Raw genomic sequence first — 15,633 nt, forward strand, 5'->3', positions numbered from 1 at the left:
GGGTGAGAGTTGTCCCCATGGGACAAAGTGGTCGGGCCGAGCAGCTGCTGGCCGGTGCGGGCGAGGCGCTGCACGCGCAGCTCGACCACCTCGACGACGCCATGACCAAGCTGCTGCTCGACCGGATTCCCGCGCTGCCCGGCGACGGGCCGATGGTGCGGTCGCTGCGGGCGAGTGTGCGCGGTAATCTGCTGGCCGCGATCAGGATCTTTCGGGACGGGGAGCCGGTCGAGGACATGACCGTGCCGGAGGTGGCGCGGGAGTACGCGCGCAGTCTGGCCCAGCGCGGGGCCTCCCCCACCGCGCTGATCCGCGCCTACCGGGTGGGTCAGCAGCTAGCGCTCGATCGAGGCGATCGGGCACCAGGAGGCCACGCGGGCGGAAACTGTGCGGGCGATCCAGCTGTTGATCACGCTCAACTTCGCCTATATCGATTCGATCAGCGAGCAGGTGATGGTGGAGTACCAGGCCGAGCGTGAACGGTGGCTCTCACATCGGCGCACCGTGCGGATGGAGGTGTTGGAGCGGTTACTCGGGCCGTATCCGCCCGACACCGACGCCGCCGAGGCGGTGCTGGGATACGCACTGCGCCACCATCATCTGGGGGTGGTGTTGTGGACGGGGTCGACGATGGCCGCGCCCGCCCGGCTCACGGGGCTCGAGGATATCGTCGCGCGGATCGCCGAGACCTTGCGCGCGACCGAGCAGCCGCTGATCTGGCCGCGTGACTCGAACACGCTGTGGGCGTGGATTCCGTGGCGGCCCAGCATTTCTCAGCTCGACGAGGACCGGCTCGCGGAGATTCTGCGCACGGAGGCCGACGACGTCCGACTGGCGCTGGGCGCGCCGGGAAACGATGTCGAGGGGTTTCGCCAGACCCACAACGACGCGATCCGCGCGGCCCGCGTCGCCTCGATCGCCGACCGACACTCCCGGCCCATCACCTCCTACACCGATCCCGGAGTCCGCACCGCCGCACTGCTTTCCGCCGATCTGGACGCGGCCCAGCGCATGGTCGGCGCGGCACTGGGGCCGCTGGCCGCCGACGAGCCTGCCACCGCGCTGCTGCGCGAGACGGTCCGGGTTTTCCTCGACGAGAAGGGCAGCTATGTGGCGGCCGCCGCTCGGCTGCACGTCCACAAGAACACGGTGAAATATCGGCTCGCGCGGGCGGTCGAGCGGCGGGGCGCACCGATCGAATCCGACCGTCTCGATGTGGAATTGGCGTTGGTGGCCGCGCACTGGCTCGGACCCTCGGTGCTCACCGCGGCGCCGACCGAGCTCTGACGGGGCGCGATCGCGCGCTCAGCGCACGCAGCCGCAGGAATCCCGGTGCATGAAGCGGGGTTTCAGCCGGACCGTGCGCGGCGGGCGGTCGGGGTCCTCGATCCGCTCGGCGAGCAGCCGCATGGAGCAGGTCGCGATCTCCTCGATCGGTTGCGCGATGGCGGTGAGCCGGGGACGGAAGATCGACGCCCACTCGAAGTCGTCGAAGACGGTCAGGGCGAGGTCTTCGGGCACTCGCACACCCCGCTGGTTCAGCGCGCGCATCACCCCGATGGTCATGTGGTTGTTGGCGACGAACAGCGCGGTCGGCGGCTCTGGCATGGCCTGCGCGCCCTCACCTTCGCCTCCGATGTCGCCGCCGAGGCGTGCCGCCACGAGGGCGCCGACCCGCCGTGGTTGGCGGACCTGCTGGCCTGAGTCCCGCGCATCGGCGCGAATTCGTTTGCCCCTAGACGACTTTGGCCTCGATCAGGAGTTTCCAGATCTCGCCCTGGTCGACGACCTCCACGCCGAGCTTCTCGGCCTTGGCCAGTTTGCTGTCGCCGACGCCCGCGCCGGTGATGAGCAGGTCGGTGTTGGCCGAGACCGAGGTGGCGGTGGTGGCGCCCGCCTGTTCGCACAGGCGTTGGAAGGTGGGGCGGGCGACCTTCTCGCCGGAGCGGGGGTCGCTGATGGCGCCGGTGACGACGACGGTCTTGTCGGCCAGGGGCGCGCCCGCGGCGATGACCGGGGGGAGGTCTTCGGCGCGGACGTCGAGGTTCACGCCCGCCGCGCGCAGGCGTTCGAGTTCGGGGCGAAGGCGGGTGAGGTGGTTGACGAGGGAGGCGGCCACCTTCGGGCCGATGTCCTCGACCGCGACCAGGCGTTCCTCGCCCGCGTCGGCGACGTCTTCCAGGGAGCCGAAGCCCGCGCGGGCCAGGCGGGCGGCGGTGCCGTCGGAGGCCATGGGGATCGCCAGGCCGATGAGGGCACGGCGCAGGCCGACCTGGCGGCTGGCGTCGATCGAGTCGATCATGCGGGTGGCGGAAACCTCGCCGACGCGGTCGAACTCGAGCAGTTGTTCCTTGGTGAGGGTGTAGAAGTCCGAGGGGTTCTCGAGGACACCGGCCTCGGCGAGGCGCTCGATCCACACCCCGCCGATGGCGTCGATGTCGGCGGCGGCGCGCGAGGCCCAGTGGATCAGGCGGCGGACGGTCTGGGCCGGGCAGGCGACGTTGGTGCAGAACAACTCTCGGCTGTTGCCCTGTTCGGTCACCGGTTGGCCGCAGGAGGGACAGTTGGTGGGCGAGATGATGTCCTGTTCCTCGCCGGTGCGGGCGGCGGCGTCGAGGACGCCGGCGACGAACGGGATCACGTCGCCCGCGCGGCGCACCAGCACGGTGTCGCCGACCTTGATGTCGCGGGCGCGGATGACCTCCTGGTTGGCCAGGGTGGCCTTGGTGACGGTGGTGCCGCCGACGAAGACCGGTTCCAGCCAGGCGACGGGGACGATCTTGCCGGTCTTGCCGACATCCCAGACGACCTCGCGCAGCAGGGTGGTCTTCTCCTCGGCGGCGAATTTGAACGCCAGGGCGCCGCGGGGGGAGTTGGATCGGGTGCCCGCGGCGGCGTAGGCGTCGCGGTCGGCCAGGCGGAGGACGGCGCCGTCGATGTCGTAGTCGAGGTCGTTGCGGCCCTGTTCGATCTCGGTGATCGCGGCCTGGGCCTGGGTGGCGTCGGCGCACAGGCGCATCTGCGCGCCCGCGACGCCGAGGGCGGCCAGGCCCTCGCCCAGGTCGTGGGCGGCGTCGTCGGCGGCGGTGTCGAGGTCAAAGCCGAAGAAGCGCAGGCGGCGTTCGGAGACCGTGGCGGGGTCCTTGGCGCGCAGGGTGCCCGCGGCGGCGTTGCGCGGGTTGATGAGCGGTTTGTCCGGGTGGGCGGCGTTGTAGGCGAGGAAGGTGGAGCGCAACATCACCGCCTCACCGCGGACCTCCACGCGACCGGGGAGGTCGATGCGCTCGGGAATGCCGTCCACGAGCGCGCGGACCAGCGGGGTCACGTCGTCGCCGGTGGTGCCGTCGCCGCGCGTCACCGCGCGGGCGAACCGGCCGTCCTCGAACACCAGCGCCAGCGACAACCCGTCGAGCTTGGGCATCACCACGACCGACTGCCCGGGGAAGCGCTGGAAGAACGCTTCCACCTGCTCGGGCTTGGTCGCCTTCTCCAACGACAGCATCGGCCGCGAATGCCGCACAGGTGCGTGCAAGACGGCGGGCGCGCCGACCTGCTCGAGCGGGTTCGGGTCCGGCGTGAGTTCGGGATGGGCCTCGATCAGCGCCCGCAGCTCGTCCTCGATCGCGTCGAATTCCGCGTCGGCGACCAGCGGCGAGCCCTCGTAGTAGGCGGCGCGCAGCGCGACCATCCGGTCGGCCAGTTCTCGGATACGTTCCCCTGTTTCCACGGATCGAACGGTACCGATACCCACCGACACGTACGCGCAGGGCGCGGTGTGCGCGGCAGCGTTTCGCTCGGGCGGCGACCGACGCGTCGAGGTGGTGACGGCGTCGGGGGTGTCGGGAATCGGTGGTGGCGAGGTCATTTGGCGTCGCCGTAGCACTCGACGACAGCGGTGGTGAAGGGGAAACGGACGGGGATGTCGCCGAAGGTGAGGCGGGCCGCGGTGTCGGCGGCGGCGGTGATGGCCGCGGCGACGGTGGGTGCTTCCTCGGTGGGACAGTGGATGATCACCTCGTCGTGTTGGAAGAAGACGAGTTCGGCGCGCAGGTCGCGCAGGGTGTGGCGGATGCCCGCGAGGACCAGCAGGGTCCAGTCGGCGGCGCTGCCCTGGACGACGAAGTTGCGGGTGAAGCGGCCGCGGGCGCGGGTGGCGGCGGTGGTGCCGAAGTCGGGGGTTGGCTCTTGGGGCGGGGTGGGGTCTTCGGACGCGATCGTGGCGGGGGTGCAGGTGCGGCCGAGCCAGGTGCGGACCAGGCGGCCCTCCTCGCCCGCGCGGGCGGCGTCGTCGACGTAGGCGACCGCGGCGGGGTAGCGGCGGCGCAGGGCCGCGAGGTGGGTCAGGGCGTCGCCGGAGGTCTGGCCGTAGATGGCGCCGAGCAGGGCGATCTTGGCGCGGTCGCGGTCGCCGCCGAAGCCGCGGGCGGCCAGGTCGGCGCAGAGGTCGTCGGCGCGGCTCGCGGCCGCCATCAGGCCGGGGTCGCGGGAGATGGCGGCGAGGATGCGGGGTTCCATCTGGTCGGCGTCGGCGACGACGAGGGTCCAGCCGGGGTCGGCGCGGATGGCCCGGCGGATCACCTTCGGGATCTGGAGCGCGCCACCGCCGTTGGTGGTCCAGCGGCCGGAGACGGTGCCGCCGGGGAGGTATTCGGGGCGGAAGCGGCCGCCGTGCACCCACTGGTCGAGCCAGGACCAGCCGTTCGCGGTGTAGAGGCGGTACAGGGATTTGTAGGCCAGCAGCGGGGCGACGGCCGGGTGGTCGACCTGCTGGAGTTCCCATTTCCGGGTGGAGGTCAACGGGATGCCGGCGCGGCCGAATGCTTTGATCACCTCGTTGGGCAGGTCGGGGCGCACGCGCGTGCCGAACGCTCGGGACACCTCGTCGGCCAGTTCGGCCATCCGTCGCGGTTCTGAGCCGCCCGGAAAGCGTTCGCCCAGCATCGAATCCAGGAGTTCGCGGTGCACGTCGGCCCGCCAGGGAATTCCGGCGCGGGCCATCTCGGCGGCGACCAGCATCCCCGCCGATTCCGAGGCGAGCAGCAGGCGCATGCGCTCGGGGTGCGCGGTGCTCGCCGTTCGGGTGAGCTGTCCGGCGTAGACGGCGAGCAGGGCGGTGAATTCGTCGGTGCCCGGCGGGAGCGGGACCGGGCCGGACTCGAACAGGGACGGCTGGGTCTCGGCGGCGCGGGCGGGTGCGTCCGGGGGGACCGGCAGGTTGTGCAGTCGCGCCCAGGCCGCGGCGAGAGACCGGGCCTGACCGGACTGGCCCTGCTCGTACCCGATCAGCAACGCCTCGGCGGCCTGCACGTCGTAGCAGCGCTCGACCCGCACACCCGCCGCCAGCAGGCCCCGGTAGATCTCGGCCGTGGACCGCCACACCCACCGCTGCACCTCGGGTCGCGAGCGCACCGCCGCCACCAGCGAAGGTTCGTCGAGCACCGGTCCGGCCGGGCGACCGTCGTCATCGAGCGGGCACAGTCGAGCCCCGCCCTCCCCCGTCTCCGCAATCGCCCATCGCACCTGCCGGATTGTGGCACCGAGGTACGACACGAACCGTCGAGCACGATTCGTGGCGCGACACGGAGCCGCCCCAGCGGTAGTCGGCGACGCCGATGATCACCGAGGGGCGGGACCGCACGTGGCATCACCAAGAGGACCGCACCACGCGCTGTCACCGAGCGGCGAGGGCGTCCTGTTCGCGGCGGGCGCGCGCGGGCATCGCCAGGGTCAGGGCGGCGAGGGTGAAGGCCACGGCGGCGATGGCGATCATCATGGTGATGGTGCCGGTGAGGGTGTGGGAGGCGAAGAAGACGGTGGTCAGGATGGCGAGGCCGACCGCGTTGCCGACCTGTTCGACGGTGGGCAGGACCCCGGAGGCTTCCGACATGCGGTCCGCGTTCAGGCCGGACAGCATCATCGGCTGTAGTTGCACGCCGAAGATCCCCACGCCGAAGCCCGCGGCGAAGACCGGGCCCGCGCACAGCCACGCGCTCGCGTTCCCGTCGACCAGGTGCAGATAGATCCCGCCGGCGCCGATGCAGCCGCCGAACAGGGCGATGCCCGCGGCCAGCGCCCAGATGTCGAAGCGGGGCACCAGGATCAGTGAGCCGATCGCGCCCGCGCCCGCGCCGAGGGCGAACAGGGTCATGACCAGGCCGGTGAGCAGCGGTGAGTAGCCCAGGACGTCCTGCATGGTGATCGAGGCGGCGAAGACGAAGGCGGTGAACAGGCCGAAGAACGCGCCGACCAGGACCGAGCCGATACGGAAGCCGTAGTTGGCGAACAGGTCGAGGCGGACCAGCGGGGCGGGGTGGGTGCGCTGGTGGGCGAGGAACACCGCGATCAGCGCGAGTCCGGCCCCGACCACGGCGATCAGCGGCGGTCGCCACCCGTGCTGTTGGATCTGGGCCAGCCCGGCGATGAGGGCGAACAGGCCGAGCCCGGACAGGGCGGCGCCGACCAGGTCGAGGCGGTGGCGGCCGACCGGGCTGGTGCGGTCGAGGAATTTCCAGGCCAGCGCGAAGGCGAACAGGCCGATGGGCAGGTTGATCAGGAACACCGATCGCCACCCCCACCCGCCGATGTCGAGGGTGATCAGCACCCCGCCGACGATCGGCCCGAGCATGCCGGCGAACCCGGCCACTCCCCCGTACAGCGCGAAGACCAGCGGGTGGCGTTCGCGCGGGAAACCGGCGGTGAGGATGGCGATGGTCTGCGCGGCCATGCCCGCCCCGGCCGCCCCCTGCACGACCCGGGCGAGCACGAGTTCCAGTGCGCCACCGGCCAATCCGCACCACAGGGAGGCGGCGGTGAACGCGACGACCGAGATCAGGAACATCCGGCGTCTGCCGACCATGGCGCCGATGCGGGCGGCGGTGAGCAGGGCACAGGCGAAGGCCAGCGCGTAGCCCGAGATGACCAGCAGCTGTGCGGATCTGGACGCGCCGAGGTCGGCGGTCAGGCTCGGCAGGGCGGTGTTGACGATCGTCACGTCGATCATCTGCATGAAGACCGCGATCAGGCACGCGCCGAAGGCCAACCACGCGCCCAGTTCGGGCACCGGCGATTTCGCGACGTCGGTGCTCACGACACCAACTCCATGGTGGCGCGCGGCGCCGACATCGACATCTCGGTCGGAAAACTCAACTGCACCAGTCGATGTGGCGCCGCGACCTCGAAGTGGGCGAGGAACGGCGGCACCACGGAGCCGACCATCTTGTCCAGCATCCCGTTGACGTGCTCGAAGCCCGGTCGCAGGCGCACCTGCCAGCACGGGAACACCCCGGCGGGGTTGGCGATGACGACCTGTTTCTCCACCCGCGCGAGCAGCGGCCAGTGCACCGAGAACCCCAGCCACGCGTCGATCGCGGCGCTGAATCCGTCGGCGAACGCGAGTCCGCGCAGCAGGGTCAGCCCGCCCGCGATCGGCATGATGTTCGGCGGGAAGGGCGCGAGGAGACCACCGGATTGCAGGTGCAGGGTGTCGGCGAAGGTGGCTTCTTCCCGTGACACCACCGTCGAGCCCGAAAGAGTTTGCGCGCGATAGGTTTCCGCGTGCAGGCATCCGTCGATGCGGCCGATGCGCTGCTCGATCATGGTGACCGATTCGCGTGCGCCCCGGCTCGATTCGGCCGAACGTACCTCGAGGGTCGTGTGGTAGCCGCCGCGATTGTGCATGACGACGTGGGAAACCTCGAGCCCGCCCGGTTGGCCGGTGATCCCGACCCGGTAGGTGGATTTCTCCCCGTCGGGGATGCCGGGGTCGTGAAAGATGGAGGGCTCGAACTCTTCTCGGATCATGGGGTCTCCACGGCGCTGGCGAGAACGGCGGCGAATACCGATCGCATGGTGTCGATGTAGCGATCCACCGAGTCGTTGGCGATGGCGGTGTCGGGGAAGATGACGCTCAGCGAGGTCCGACCGGGCAGGCGGTTGATCCAGATGAGCGCTTCCTCGGAGGCGGCGCGGTTGGCGAAGACGCCGGCGTCGAGCGAGTCGAACAGTTCGTTGCCGACGAAGTCCCTGGCGTCGATGAACGAGATCATCGGGGTGACCCAGCCGGGTTCGGCCTTGATCTCGGAGTCGGCGGGCAGCAGTTCCAGGACGCGGTGAAACGACGTGGGCGCCAACAGGAGTCCGCTGTCGTAGGCCCGCTGCGCCAGGCTGATCGCGCGCCCCAGGGTGGTGCGGTCGCTGATGGGGAAGGCGACCGGGACCAGCGTCACGTACCAGCCGACGGAGTTGTTCTCCGCCGCGCTGGTGCGGGTGCTGATCGGGGTCATGCCGAAGTAGTAGTCGGCGCCGATGAGCTCGCGTTCGGTCAGTGCCGCCGCGGCGAAGACCCCGCCGACGAAGTCCGCGCCGTTGGCGCGGCAGACCTGCTCGAACCGGTCCCCCTCGGCGTCGTCGAGCAGCACGACGCTGCGGTGCGCGCTGCGGTGGTAGCCGTCGGTCTTCTTGCCCAGGTCCAGGGGGAAGACCGGTAGCCGATTGTCGTTGCCGCGCAACAGCGCCAGCCACTTCTTCACCCCGGGCGAGGACAGCGATTGTTGGTCGCTGAGGAAGCGTTCGTTACGGCAGTAGTCCAGGTAGCTGGCCGCCGGGGCCGGTGGTTCGGCGTCGGGCCAGACCTCGGCGGCGTAGAGCTGGGCGAAGTCGGCCGCGGACAGGTACTGGCCGAGGCCGTCGGTGTGCAGGTGGTCCACGGCCAGGTAGACGGTGGTGGTGTCGCCGTGGTCGATCGCGCCGAAGGTGAAGCAGTCCCACTGGAACGGGCCGGGGGTGGTCTTCTCGACGTGGCGGCAGATGGCCTCGGGGTCGTCGATGTAGCCGTAATCGACCGGCACGAACTCGACATCGACCTCAGGCACCAGGTGCCGCAGCACCCGACCGCCCGATTCGACGGTGAACCAGGTGCGAAAGGTGTCGTGGCGCAACAGGAACGCGTGGATGACGCGGGTGATCGCGTCGCGGTCCAGGTCGCCGGTGGGGATCACCGCGGTCACCAGGCACAGCCCGGAGAACCGGAAGTCCGCGCCGGAATGGCGGTCGGCCAGGCGCAGGTACTGCTCCTGTTGCAGCGACGGGGGTGCCGGGTGGGCCGGCGCCGCGGCCGCGCGCGCGACCGAGTCCGCCGAGGCGAACCAGGTCACGAGCCGGCCGGGCGCCGGGCGCCATTCGTCGATCAAACCGAAGTCGACCATCAGTGCGATCCCGCCATGGAGACCTCCGCCGATCGTTCCACGGCCGGTTCCTGGGGCGCCTCGGCCACCGGTTCCGGAAGTGGCGGCGCCACACTGGGTTCGGAGGCGAGGATCAGTTCGGCGACCTTGGGTCCGGCCTGTTCGAGGCTGAACGAGCGACCCATCTGCATCGACATCAGGTCGATGCCGAGCGTCTTGGTCACCCGCGCGCCCAGTTCGACCGCCATCAGCGAGTCCAGGCCCAGTTCGGGCACCGGCACGGTCATGTCGATCGACTCGACCGGCACCCCCATGACGACCGCGAGTTCCTCGGCCATCTTGCGGGCGATCGCGGGGCCGCGTTTGGCCTCGTCCATCGCCGCGAGTTCGCTGCGGAGCCTGGCCAATTCGGAGGTGTCCTTGGCCGAGGTCTGGGCCAGTGCGGCGGTGCGGCCGGTGCGGGCCAGCTGCGGGAAGGTACCGGTGAGTTTGGCCCAGTCGGTGGGGATGATCGCCGCGTTGGACGCACCGAGGCGCAGGGTCTGTTCCAGGTAGGCGGTGGCGTCGGCCATGTCGATCGGGCCGAATCCCACCAGGTCCAAATACTTTTCGGCAGTTTCGTCCGAGGCCATGCCGCCGGAGGCGCCCGAGAGGTGGCCCCAGCCGATGCACAGGGCGCGTTCGCCCGCGGCGGTCCAGCGCCGCGCCATGGTCTCCACGGCGAGGTTGGCGGCGCAGTAGTTGTACTGGCCGTAGATGCCGTACATCGACCCGCCCGAGGAGCACAGGACGAACATGTCCAGGGTGATGCCGGCGTCGGCGACGGCCTGGTGGATCACCTGCGCGCCATGGACTTTGGGTCGGTAGACGCGGTCGAGCTGGTCGAATTCCATCTTCGCGAGGCGGTTGTCGGAGACCGCGCCCGCCGCGTGGAAGACCCCGCGCAGCGGGTGGTCGGCGCGGTGGGCACGGGCGACGATCGCGGCGATCGCGGCGGTGTCGGTGACGTCGGCGAGTTCCTCGATCACCTCGATGCCGAGCGCGCGCCAGACCTCGAGCTGGCGTCGGGCCGTGTCGGTGCTCGCACCGCTGCGGCCGACCAGGACCAGTCGGCGCGCACCGCGCAGGGCCAGCCAGCGCCCGATCGCCATGCCGAAACCGCCGAAGCCGCCGGTGATGAGATAGCTTGCGGCGCCGTCGATCTCGATCGGGGGCAGGTAGGGGCGCACGGGTGGAGTGGCGTCGTCCATGCGCAGGGCGATGCGGCCGACGCGCGAGGAACGCAGCGTCTCCTCGAAGGCCTGGCTCACCTCGTGGGTCTCGAACATCTGGTACGGCAGCGGAGTGTAGGTGCCCTCGGTGACCTTCTCGAACACCCGCTGCAACAGCCGCGAGAGCCGTTGCGGGCGGACCGCGACCAGGCGGTCCAGATCCATCGAGTAGTAGGAGAGGTTCTTGTCGAAGTTGGCCAGTTCCAGCAGACCACCGGTGTAGATGTCGGCCTTGCCGACCTCGACGATGCGACCGAATTCGGCGGCGGCGTTGAAGTTCTGGCGCAGGATCTCCCCCGGCGCGCTGCTGACGATCACGTCCGCGCCGACGCCGCCGGTCAGGGCGAGCACCTCGTCGACGAAGTTGAGCGAGCGCGAGTTCACCGCGTGGTCGGCGCCCATGGCGAGCACGTGCGCGCGGCGTTCGGGCGAGCTGGCGGTGCCGATGATGCGGGCGCCGATCGCCTTGGCGACCTGGATGGCGGCCGTACCGACCCCGCCCGCGGCGCCGTGGATGAGCACGGTCTCGCCCGGTTCGAGGCGGGCCAGGTCGTGCAGGGCGTATTCGGCGGTGCCGAAGGCGATGGTGCTGGTGCAGTAGCCGGGGTCGGTGTCGGCGGGCACGCCGACGGCGAGCTGACGGTCGACCACGGCGAAGCGGCGCATCATGCCCTTGGACGCCACCGCCACCTTGTCCCCGACCGCGACATCGTCGACGCCGTCGCCGACCCGCACCACGGTGCCGATGCCCTCCATACCGGGCACGGTGCCGAAGTAGGTGGGGGCGAGTTCGCGTTCGCCGAGCAGGCCGATGATCTTGAGTGGGTCCTTGTAGTTCAGGCCGATCACCGCCATGGCGACCTCCACCTGGCCGGGGCCGGGCGCCGGGCGCGGGCACTGCCGCCAGGCCACCTGCGAGAGCAGCCGGGTGCGCGGCATGTCCAGTTCGAAGTTGGCCTCCGGGTCGGCCAGGGGGTGCGCGGTCTCGAGTTCCTCGATGCGATCGGGCAGCGGTTTGGTGACCGAGGGCGCCCAGCGGATGCCGTCGCGGAGCAGGACCTCGTCGACGTTGTCGAGCGAGAAAGCACCCGGCACACCGAGTTCGGTGATCAGGTCGGCGATCGGGGTGTTCGGTTCGGTGTCGATCAGGCGCCAGCGCAGTGGGGTCTGCTCGTTGAGCAGGACGCGGCGCGCGCCGGCGAGCGCGGCCTGGCGCGGGTTCGGGGCGAGGTCGCTGCCGGGGACCGTGAAGGCGGCCTCGGTGATCAGGGTGGCGTGGATGTTGCCGTCGCCGAAGTGCGACTGCGGCGGTGCGCCTTCCACGGTGGGATTGGCGAACTCGGAGACCGTGACGGCGACGCGTTTCAGCGTCCACAGGTCGGCGAGGTCGTCGGAGGCGGTACCGGCCACGACGCAGACGTGCACGCGCTGGGTCTCCTCGGCCGTGGCGGCGGTGAGTTCGGCGACCAGGGCGGTCTCGAGATCGTCGGCGGCCGTGTACAACCGCGAACCGAGGATCGCGGCGGCGAGTCGACCGGCGCGGGCGCTCTCGCCGAGCGCGACGATCAGCGTGGACGCCGTGCCCGCTTCGGCCAGGGCCGCCGGGTCGAGGGGTTCGCGCTGTTCGAGGGTTTCGGTGTAGTAGAAGTCGGCCATGCGGTGCAGTGGGTCGTCGCCGGGCTTGAGGGCGCCGATCTGTAGGCCGGTGAGGCGGGCCACCAGTTTGTGGTCGGCGTCGAGCAGGTCGACGTCGGCGCGCAGGCGGGCCTTCGGGTCGCGCTTGGCGATCACGGTGATCTGCTCGGGCAGTTCGGCCAGCAGTCGCACGGCGCTCACGCCGACGGGCACCATGACGCCCTCGTTGATCCGCTCGTCGGTGAACAGCATGGCGGCGCACTGCATCGCGGCGTCCACCACCGCGGGGTGGGCGAGGTGGCGTGAGTCCGCGGCGATGCTGCCGTCGACGGTGGCCAGCACCACGTCGCGGCCGACCCGCACCGAGGTCACCCGCTGGAAGGTCGGGCCGTACTGCAGGCCTGCGGCGGACAGGCCGGCGTAGAACATGGCCGGGTCGACATCGACGCCCACCTCGATGGTGGGCACCTCGACCTCGACCTGCTCGTGGCTGCCGGTCAGGGTGCGGCCCGAGGAGTGCACCGTCCAGGCGGTGCCGGTGGCGCTGCGCGAGCGGATCAGGAAGCGACCGCTGGCCTCCTCCACGCTCATCGCCACCAGGGGCACGTCGGGCGCGCCCATGATCAGCGGGGCGACGAACCGAACCCCTTCCAGCGCAACCTGTTTGCTGCCGATGCGCTGCGCGGTCGCGCTCAGCGCCGCGTCGAGGTAGGCGGCGCCGGGCATGATCTTCACGCCGTTGACGACGTGGTCGGCCAGCCAGGGCAGCAGTTCGGTGCCGACCTGGAGCAGCCACTCGGGGCGGCCCTCCACGTCCGGGTCGCCGAGCATGGCGTAGCCGTCGGGGGTGCCGAGGCGGGCCTGTTCGAACAGCGGCAGCGCCGAGTGCAGGCGGGTGCGCTGCCAGGGGTAGCGCGGCAGCGGGACGTGCGGGGTGGTGGCGTGCTCGGGCGGGAACAGCACGTCGCGGTCGAGGACACCGGCGGCGTGCAGGCCGATGAGGGTGCGGCGCAGGCTGTGCGAGTCGCTCTGTTCGCGGTCGAGGGTGGGCACGGTGGTGCCCGCCACGTCGGCGTCGACCAGGGCCTCGCGGATATTGCCCGACAGCACCGGGTGCGGGCCGACCTCGAGGTAGACCCGGCTGCCCGCCCCGATCAGGCTCACGACGGCGTCGAAGAACCGGACCGGCTGGCGCACATTGGACCACCAGTATTCGGCGTTCCAGTCACCCTCGGTGACCAGCGCGCCGGTGACCGAGGAGTACAGCGGCACGCGGGGCGCCTGCGGGTTCAGGTCGGCGAGCGCGGTGAGCAGTTCGTCGTGGATCGGCGCCATCAGACGGCTGTGGTAGGGCACCTCGACGCGCAGGCGGCGCGCGAAAATGCCGTCCTCGGTGAGCTTTTCGGCGATCTCGTCGAGGCGGTCCACGTCACCGGACAGGGTCAGCGAGGTGGGGCTGTTGATGGCGGCGATGTCCACGCGCGGGTCGTCGGCGATGAGGGCCTCGGCCTGCGCGGTGGTCATGCCGACGGCGAGCATGCCGCCGGTGCCCGCGGTGGTGGCTTGCAGGCGGGCCCGGTGGTAGGCCACGCGCACCGCTTCGCGCAGGGTCAGCATCCCGCTGACATAGGCGGCCGACACCTCGCCCACGCTGTGGCCGACGATGGCGGCGGGGGCGATGCCGTATTCGGCCAGCTCCGCCACCAGACCCACCTGGACCAGGAAGTTCGCGGGCTGGGCGACCTCGGTGCGGGTGACCCGGGACTCCTGCTCGGGCTTGCGCAGTTCCTCGATGATCGACCATCCGGCGATCGCCTGGAATTCGGCGTCGATCTCGCGCGCGGTCTCGGCGAACACCCCGTCCGCCGCGAGCAGGCCGCGCGCCATCTTCCAGTGCTGCGGGCCCATGCCCGAGAACACGAACACCGGCTCGGTCGTGCCGGAGGACACCACACGGGTGGCGTCACGGCCACCACCGGCGGCATATTCGTGCAGTTCGCGGACCAGGTCGTCGGTGGAGCCGTCGACCAGGACGCCGGTGCGGAACGGATGGTGGGCCATGCGGGTCCAGGCGGCCTCGGCCAGGCGGTCGGGGTCGGCCCCGGCGGTGATGAGGTCGGCGAAGCGACCGGCCAGTGCGCGGGCGGCGCCGGTGCTGCGGGCCGACAGCGGCAAGATGCCCAGGTGGCGTGGGGTCGCGAACGACGCTGCGGGAGCGCGGTATTCCTGCAGGATCGCGTGCGCGTTGGTGCCGCCGTAGCCGAAACCGTTGACCGCCACCGACATCGGCGTCCCGTTCTCGGGCAGCGGCTCGGCCTCGGTCTGCACGTGCAGGCCGAGTTCCTCGAACGGGATGTCGGGGTTGGGCTTGTTCAGCCAACCCTGCGGCGGCAGGGTCCGATGTCGCAGGGCCAGTGCGGCTTTGATCACGCTGGCCACGCCCGCGGCGGCTTCGGTGTGGCCGATGGTGGCCTTCACCGAGCCGACGCCGATGGTGCCGGTGCGGCCCGACGGGGAGCCGAACACCCTTCCGAGAGCGCGCAATTCGACCGGGTCGCCGACCAGGGTGCCGGTGCCGTGGGCTTCCAGGTAGGTGATCTCGTCGGGGGCCAGGCCCGAGCGTTCGCACACTGTGCGGGCCAGCGCCTCCTGCGAGTCGACATTGGGCACCGTGATGGCGGTGGTGCGGCCGTCCTGGTTGGACCCGGTCGCCTTGATCACCGCGTAGACGCGGTCGCCGTCGCGCACGGCGTCGTCGAGCTTCTTCAACGCCACCATGCCCGCGCCCTCGCCGCGCCCGTAGCCGTCGGCCGAGGCGTCGAAGGACTTGCAGCGCCCGTCGGCGGCCAGGAAGCTGCCCTTGCACATCAGCACGAAGGTCTCCGGCTGCAACATCACATTCACGCCACCGGCGAGCGCGACCGTGCAGTCGTCGTTCTCGAGCGCCTGGCAGGCCAGATGCAGCGCTACCAGCGAGGACGAGCAGGCCGTGTCCACGGTGATCGCGGGGCCGACCAGGTTCAGCGCGTAGGCGACGCGGTTGGACAGCATCGTGTACGAGGCGCTGGCGGGGGTGTGCATGTCGGTGTGGAACAGCGCCGGACCGACCACGCCGATGACCGACTGGTCCACCACGAACCCACCCACGTACACGCCGACGCGCGACCCGGCCGCGTTGCCCGCGATGCCGGCGTCGTCGAGGGCCTCCCAGGTCACCTCGAGCATCAGCCGCTGCTGCGGGTCCAAGACGGTGGCCTCGCGCGGGGAGATCCCGAAGAAGTCGGGGTCGAACTCCCACGGATCGGTGGTCATGAAGGCGCCGTGCTTGGTGTAGCTGCGTCCGGGGGTGCGCGGTTCCGGGTCGTAGTAGCGGCGCCAATCCCAGCGATCGGCGGGCATCTCCACGACGCCGTCACGTTTGTCGACGATAAAGTCCCAGAACGATTCCGGGGAATCGATCCCACCCGCGAACCGACATCCGATTCCGACAATGGCAATATCCGACACGTCATTTCCTTCGGCTAGACCGGTCTGCGGCAAGTGAC

The 15,633-nt window shown here is 70.7% G+C and carries 9 protein-coding genes; 2 read left to right on the forward strand and 7 right to left on the reverse strand.

Annotated elements, in window-relative coordinates; genetic code table 11:
- Nucleotides 1-17 precede the first annotated feature (17 nt).
- Nucleotides 18-479 carry an RsbRD N-terminal domain-containing protein gene (locus ACFP3H_RS07245; protein WP_378601317.1) on the forward strand — a complete coding sequence of 154 codons (462 nt, stop codon included), beginning with the start codon at nucleotides 18-20 and terminating at the stop codon, nucleotides 477-479.
- A complete protein-coding gene (locus ACFP3H_RS07250) occupies nucleotides 406-1,287 on the forward strand; it encodes a PucR family transcriptional regulator (RefSeq protein WP_378601319.1) in 882 nt (293 codons plus the stop codon). Before ACFP3H_RS07245 ends, ACFP3H_RS07250 begins: the two co-directional genes overlap by 74 nt.
- A gap of 18 nt (nucleotides 1,288-1,305) precedes the next feature.
- On the opposite strand, the gene ACFP3H_RS07255 is transcribed toward ACFP3H_RS07250, so the two are convergent.
- The 7 genes from ACFP3H_RS07255 to ACFP3H_RS07285 all read right to left on the reverse strand — a co-directional run bounded on the left by ACFP3H_RS07255 (nucleotide 1,306) and on the right by ACFP3H_RS07285 (nucleotide 15,595).
- Nucleotides 1,306-1,725 carry a substrate-binding domain-containing protein gene (locus ACFP3H_RS07255; RefSeq protein WP_378601628.1) on the reverse strand — a complete coding sequence of 140 codons (420 nt, stop codon included), beginning with the start codon at nucleotides 1,723-1,725 and terminating at the stop codon, nucleotides 1,306-1,308.
- A 10-nt stretch (nucleotides 1,726-1,735) separates the two neighbouring features.
- Nucleotides 1,736-3,727, reverse strand: a complete 1,992-nt coding sequence (gene ligA, locus ACFP3H_RS07260) for an NAD-dependent DNA ligase LigA (protein WP_378601321.1) — start codon at nucleotides 3,725-3,727, stop codon at nucleotides 1,736-1,738.
- Nucleotides 3,728-3,861: 134 nt separating this feature from the next.
- Complete coding sequence (locus ACFP3H_RS07265; protein ID WP_378601323.1) at nucleotides 3,862-5,520, reverse strand: bifunctional 3'-5' exonuclease/DNA polymerase; 1,659 nt, start codon at nucleotides 5,518-5,520, stop codon at nucleotides 3,862-3,864.
- A 151-nt stretch (nucleotides 5,521-5,671) separates the two neighbouring features.
- A complete protein-coding gene (locus ACFP3H_RS07270; protein WP_378601325.1) occupies nucleotides 5,672-7,087 on the reverse strand; it encodes an MFS transporter in 1,416 nt (471 codons plus the stop codon).
- Nucleotides 7,084-7,800 carry a hypothetical protein gene (locus tag ACFP3H_RS07275; RefSeq protein ID WP_378601327.1) on the reverse strand — a complete coding sequence of 239 codons (717 nt, stop codon included), beginning with the start codon at nucleotides 7,798-7,800 and terminating at the stop codon, nucleotides 7,084-7,086. Before ACFP3H_RS07275 ends, ACFP3H_RS07270 begins: the two co-directional genes overlap by 4 nt.
- Complete coding sequence (locus ACFP3H_RS07280; RefSeq protein WP_378601329.1) at nucleotides 7,797-9,203, reverse strand: condensation domain-containing protein; 1,407 nt, start codon at nucleotides 9,201-9,203, stop codon at nucleotides 7,797-7,799. Before ACFP3H_RS07280 ends, ACFP3H_RS07275 begins: the two co-directional genes overlap by 4 nt.
- Nucleotides 9,203-15,595, reverse strand: coding sequence for a type I polyketide synthase (locus tag ACFP3H_RS07285; RefSeq protein WP_378601331.1), 6,393 nt, complete (start codon nucleotides 15,593-15,595; stop codon nucleotides 9,203-9,205). The genes ACFP3H_RS07280 and ACFP3H_RS07285 overlap by 1 nt, the downstream gene beginning before the upstream one ends.
- Nucleotides 15,596-15,633 lie beyond the last annotated feature (38 nt).

It is taken from the genome of Nocardia lasii, from assembly GCF_042658545.1.
Classification (GTDB): domain Bacteria; phylum Actinomycetota; class Actinomycetes; order Mycobacteriales; family Mycobacteriaceae; genus Nocardia; species Nocardia lasii.

What these genes read in the sequence shown, in the direction of transcription:
- ACFP3H_RS07245 (WP_378601317.1), top strand. Translation starts at nt 18, where the DNA reads ATGGGACAAAGTGGTCGGGCCGAGCAGCTGCTGGCCGGTGCGGGCGAG.
- ACFP3H_RS07280 (WP_378601329.1), bottom strand. Translation starts at nt 9,203, where the DNA reads ATGGTCGACTTCGGTTTGATCGACGAATGGCGCCCGGCGCCCGGCCGG.
- ACFP3H_RS07275 (WP_378601327.1), bottom strand. Translation starts at nt 7,800, where the DNA reads ATGATCCGAGAAGAGTTCGAGCCCTCCATCTTTCACGACCCCGGCATC.